This is a genomic window from Ruegeria sp. YKSF070, from assembly GCF_059612725.1.
Genome location: NZ_JBXWRD010000096.1, coordinates 1 through 5099, shown reverse-complemented (window position 1 = coordinate 5099; position 5099 = coordinate 1). Strand labels below are relative to the sequence as shown.

Sequence of the window (5099 nt, the reverse complement as noted above, 5' to 3'; positions counted from 1 at the left end):
ATGCACCACGCACGCTCCGCACTGACCCGTGTCACACCCAACATGCGTCCCCGTCAGCGACAAACCCTCACGCAAAAAATCAACCAGCAAATCTCGGGACTCTACCGGCCCTGCAACCTCTCGGCCATTAACCTTCATCTTGAGCTCAGGCATGACATTCCTCCCCGTTAAAGCTTTCATTGTCGATGACTAAACCACGGGAGTCTCTGTTTGAGAACAGAAAATAGCCGCTCACCCCCGGCGCCCGGCGCGGGGTTGTGGGCGGGTCGGGATCTCCTTGAGCAGTCCACCGACCCCCATCGCGGCGATGTCGTGGCCTGTCACCGGCACCCCGCAGGCCACCCGTGACAGCACCCAATCCGCGCCGTTCAGCGCAGGTGAACGGGCACAGCCCGGCAGGCCGATCACCGGACGCGCCCCGAGCGCGCCCAGAAACAGCAGGTTACCCGGATCGACCGGCATGCCGAACCGCTCGACCACGCCGCCCGCAGCGCGCAGGGCGGCGGGGGCCACATCCTCGGGGTCCGAGGTGGCCGAGCCAGTGAGGATCAGCACCATGTCACCGGCGATCTCCGAGATCGCCGCCGCCAGGTCGCCACCGCGATGGGGCACCAGCCGCAGGTCGTCGAGTGTCAGGCCCAGCGCCTCGACCCGGCCCCGGATCGCGGCGATGCCCTTGTCATTGGGCGGGCCGCCCGGGATCTCGGTGACCACCAGCCCCGCGCTGCGCAGTACCGGCGAGGCCAGGCGGATCGCACCCCGCGCGGCCTCTACCGCGCGGGTCACATCGGCCTGAGGCACCGCATAGGAGATCACCTTGATCGTGGCCACCATGCCGCCCGGCCCCATCTGCTGATGCTGCGGCACCGTGGCCACGGTGATCATCGGATGCACCAGGTTGAAGCGCTCGATCGCGGCCACGTCGAGGCAAACCACCCCCGGCCCCTCGGCCAGCAGGTTGACGCGACCGGTAAAGGGCGCGCTCACCCGCAGCCCGGCGGCGCCCGGATCCGGCGCCAGCGCGGCGGCCAGTTGCCGGGCGGCGGCATCCTCGTGACAATCGCCGGCTTCAAGCCGCGCCACGATCACCTCGGCGATGCCCGCCTGAGCCAGTTGTTCCAGATGCCCGGGTTCCAGCCGCAGCCCCTTGCGCAGCTTCTTCGGCCCCGCCTGCACCGAATGGGCCAGGATCGCGCCGTCGGCCCCGGCAACCGGGACGGGGCCGAACCTCATGCCCGGCCCCGCAGCACAGCCGTCATCTGTGCCAGGATCGCCACCGCGATCTCGGCCGGGCCTGCCGCCCCGATATCGAGGCCGACGGGCCCGTGAATGCGCCCGATCTGTGCATCCGTAAACCCGGCCTCCTGCATCCGGGCAACCCGTTTCGCATGGGTCCGGGATGAACCCAGCGCGCCGATATAGAACACATCCGCCGCCAAGGCGGCCTCGAGCGCGGGATCGTCCAGCTTGGGGTCATGGGTCAACAGCACCAGCGCGGTCCGCGCATCAAGACCCAGCTTTGCCACCGCCTCGTCGGGCCAGTCATGCAGGATGGTCTCGCCCGGAAAGCGCGCGTCGCTGGCAAAGGCCTCGCGCGGGTCGATCACCACCGGATCATAGCCCGCGATACGCGCCATCGGCACCAGCGCCTGGGCGATATGCACCGCGCCCACGACGATCAGCCGCAGGGGCGGGTTGTGCACGGCGACAAAGGTGCGCCCATCCTCTTCGAAGCCGGACCGGTCCATCCGCATCCGTTCGGGATAGGCATCGCGCACCAGCGCCCTGGTGCCGCGCGCGGTATCGACCACATAGGCCAGCGCCTGACGGGAGGCGCGGGCGGCGACCAGCTCGGCCAGCATCACCTCGGGCAGGACCTGGCCCACCGGCTCGACCAGCACGCGGATGGTGCCGCCACAGGCCAGACCCACGGCAAAGGCATCCTCGTCGCTGACCCCGAATTCCAGCAGGCGCGCCTGCCCCTCCTCCAGCGCCTCCAGCGCCTCGACGATCACCGCGCCCTCGACACAGCCGCCCGAAACCGAGCCCTCGATCCGGCCATCGCCGCCGATCGCCAGTTGCGCGCCCACCCGGCGCGGGGCGCTGCCCCAAGTTTCCACCACCGTGGCCAGCGCCGCGCCCAGCCCTTGGCGGTGCCAGGCCAGCGCAATCTCAGGCGCGTTGTCAAATCGTTCCATGCATGCCTCCACCTGCTCAGTATGGCGTGCGACGCGGCCAATTCAATGGTGCGAAAGTAGGGGCGAAGCAATTGTGAGGACAAACGAAATGCGGCCCGGCGGGAACACGAACGCCGGGCCGCGGATGCATGGCCAGGGAATTTGCGCGAGAGCCATGCACCGGGATATGAAATCGCGCCTATTCTGCCGGAGCCGTGCGCAGCACGCCCGCCCCCATCAGCCGATCCGGCAGGGCAAACGCCAGCGCCACAAAGCCCAGCCCCAGCACCAGACCCAGAATGTCGCCCGGCAGCGCCGTCATGCCCTCGTATTTCGCCCCCGGTACGGTTCCCAGCGTCACCGCGCCCCCGGCGATCTTGTCAAGCAGGCCGCTGGCCTTCCAAGCCGGATAGGTCACCATATAGGCGGCGGCGCCCAGCAGACCGCCGGCAATGAAGAACAGCGCGTCCTTGCGCCCCGAAGCCGCCGCGACAACGCCGGTGCCGGGGCAATAGCCCGCCGCAGCCCAGCCCGCGCCCAGCATCAGCCCCCCCAGAAAAACACCGACATAGGCCGTCTTGACCGACATATGGCCCACATCGACCAGGCCCAGCATCTGGCCGCCGAACATCAGCGCCGAACCGGTGCCGATCGCCAGCAGGATCGCCTTGGCCAGACGCAAATCGGTCAGGTTCAGCATGCGGTTGATCACGTTCGGGTTGGCGGCGCCGACCCGGTCCAGCGCGGCGCCAAAGGCCGCCCCGATCACGATTGCGAGAATGATCGACGTCATAGCTCAGACCTCCTTGCGAAACATCAGGATGGAAACGGGAATGGCGGCGGCAAAGGCCCCGGCGGCAAAGATGTAACCGCTGAGCGCCGTCTGCATCATGCCAGACATCATGTGGCCCGAGGTGCACCCCCCGGCCAGACGCGCGCCATAGAGCACGATGAAACCGCCCAGAAAGGCCACCGCATAGCGCTTGACCGTGCTGTCGCCGAAATTGGCGCGCCAGAGCGCGGGGATTGCCCGCTCGGCCCGATCCAGTCCGCCGCGCGCCATCACCGACAGGAACCCGCCCAGCATCATCGCCAGCACGAAGACAAAGGAATAGTTAAGCGGATTTGCCACCGACTTGGCATATTTGCCGCCCGATTTGGCCAGATAGGCATTGGTTGAGGTATAGCCCTCTTCGGTCTTGGTCACGAGGTCCGGCATCACCGCGTCGGCAACGATCCCGTCGAGAATGACAAACTGGGTCGAGACCCCGATGGGCTTGACCAGCAGTACGGCGGCAAAGAAGACCAGCCCCAGAAGCAGCCCGCCGATTTTCCAGTTGAGTGTCATGGGTTTCCCCCCTTGCAGAATTCACATTCTACATCACGAATACATCACACATTCGAGTTCCGGCATGACATAGATCAAATTCATGACTTCGATCGGCCCCGATCAAAGGGGGCGCGGCCTGAACCGAGGGCTGAGCGCAGGTGAGAAACGATCCGGCGCTTGCGGGGCAGGCTCCGACGCCCTACTCTGAATCGCACACCGGGGCGCGTTGCGTCGGAGTGATTTAAATTTCTGTTCTCAAAGGAGAATATGATGCGAACGACATCCGCAACTGCCCTCGCCCTCGGCGGCATCACTCTTGCCGCCACGGCCGTTCTTGCCGACGAATTTCAACCCTATGGAAGTGTCGAGGGGTGGAACGTCTTTGTCGACACGACCAAGAAATCCTGCCTGATCGAAACCGTGGACGCCGCCGAGAACGTGGTGCAGATGGGCCTGACCAAGGACCGGGGCGTCGCCTATATCGGTGTGTTCACGAAGGCCGATACCGGCATCAAGAAGGGAGAAAAGGAAGCCGTCGCGATCCTGCTCGGCGAAAAGATCTTTATCGGTGAGGCGACCGGCATGCGGGGTAACATCACCAAGGGATATTCGGGCGGCTATGTGCTGACGGACGACCCGTCGGTGGTCGACGCCGTGGCCAAGGAATACGAGATGATCGTGTTTCCGGAAAAGGCCTATACCTTTGCCGTGAACCTCAAGGGTACCTACAAGGCCATCGAAATGGCGCGCGAGTGCAACGCCAAGCAACTGGAGTAAACGGGCGTGTTTTGACCGTTTCGTACTGGGTCCAGACGGGCGACTGACTGTTTTTGCCGCTGCTGACACGCCCGTCTTTACCCGCCTCGGATACTCGGTTCCGGAACCCGAATCCGAGAACAGGGCCTCTTCGAGTGGAGAGGCCCAACTGGACCCTCCACCTACACCGGCCGAAATGACGGCCGGTTTGCGTGCATGCGAACTCGTCTCGAGCCTATTCGGGCTTGCGGCAAATGATCTGAACCGGTTGGGTTCTTCGCTCCTCGATATTCCGCGCGGCGTTCTTCACGATCTGCGGCGCAAGTTCTCCCAAAAGAATATGCGTACCGAAAACCGGCGCTTCACCCTTGGCCGCGAGCGCCATGGCGGCCTTGTACCCTTGCAGGTATTTATCGCCGGTATCCGTGACGTCGATATTCACGAAACCGGTTTTGCGTAGGGCATCCACCGTGTCCGACGGGCGCATTAAATGGGCCCCGCGACCGTCTTCGGACCAAGGCACCGGATGGTGCGGTTCGCCCACTTCGCCCAGCCCGTGTTCGGTAAGTGCAAAGAAGGCTCCTGGCTTCAGGACCCGAAAGGCCTCGGCGAAAAAGACGGTCCGGTCCGGCACGTTCATCAGGACGTGCTGGCTGTATCCGCCATCGAAGGTCTCGTCCTTGTAAGGGAGGTTCTGACCATCGCCATGTTGGCATCTCACGGCGTCCTGCATCCCGACCAGTGCGCTCAGCTTGTTGGCAGCTTCGATGAAGGGGGCGGTGATGTCGATGCCCTCGACCCGACAGTCGAAACGCTTGGCCAGGTACCGGGCGGGG

Annotated in this window: 7 protein-coding genes; 1 reads left to right on the top strand and 6 read right to left on the bottom strand. The window is 64.9% G+C overall.

From position 1 onward, the window contains the following. The 5 genes from AC2FL1_RS23225 to AC2FL1_RS23205 all read right to left on the bottom strand — a co-directional run. The coding region (locus AC2FL1_RS23225; RefSeq protein ID WP_496878498.1) for a 2Fe-2S iron-sulfur cluster-binding protein at positions 1–153 on the bottom strand (153 nt) is incomplete at its 3' end. A 78-nt stretch (positions 154–231) separates the two neighbouring features. Further along, positions 232–1233 (bottom strand): molybdopterin-binding protein, encoded by a 1002-nt coding sequence (locus AC2FL1_RS23220; RefSeq protein ID WP_496878497.1) that lies wholly within the window; start codon positions 1231–1233, stop codon positions 232–234. Continuing rightward, positions 1230–2198 (bottom strand): XdhC family protein, encoded by a 969-nt coding sequence (locus AC2FL1_RS23215; protein ID WP_496878496.1) that lies wholly within the window; start codon positions 2196–2198, stop codon positions 1230–1232. Before AC2FL1_RS23215 ends, AC2FL1_RS23220 begins: the two co-directional genes overlap by 4 nt. 178 nt (positions 2199–2376) lie before the next feature. Next, positions 2377–2970 carry a YeeE/YedE thiosulfate transporter family protein gene (locus tag AC2FL1_RS23210; RefSeq protein WP_496828664.1) on the bottom strand — a complete coding sequence of 198 codons (594 nt, stop codon included), beginning with the start codon at positions 2968–2970 and terminating at the stop codon, positions 2377–2379. Between the two features lie 3 nt (positions 2971–2973). Further along, entirely contained in the window at positions 2974–3525 is a 552-nt protein-coding gene (locus tag AC2FL1_RS23205) for a YeeE/YedE thiosulfate transporter family protein (protein ID WP_496828666.1), read from the bottom strand. Positions 3526–3777: 252 nt separating this feature from the next. Between AC2FL1_RS23205 and AC2FL1_RS23200 the strand changes: the two genes are divergently transcribed. Next, positions 3778–4284 carry a hypothetical protein gene (locus tag AC2FL1_RS23200; protein ID WP_496828668.1) on the top strand — a complete coding sequence of 169 codons (507 nt, stop codon included), beginning with the start codon at positions 3778–3780 and terminating at the stop codon, positions 4282–4284. A gap of 214 nt (positions 4285–4498) precedes the next feature. Here AC2FL1_RS23200 and AC2FL1_RS23195 read toward each other — a convergent pair. Then, positions 4499–5099 (bottom strand): class I SAM-dependent methyltransferase (locus AC2FL1_RS23195; protein WP_496878495.1); only part of this gene is annotated, 601 nt, incomplete at its 5' end.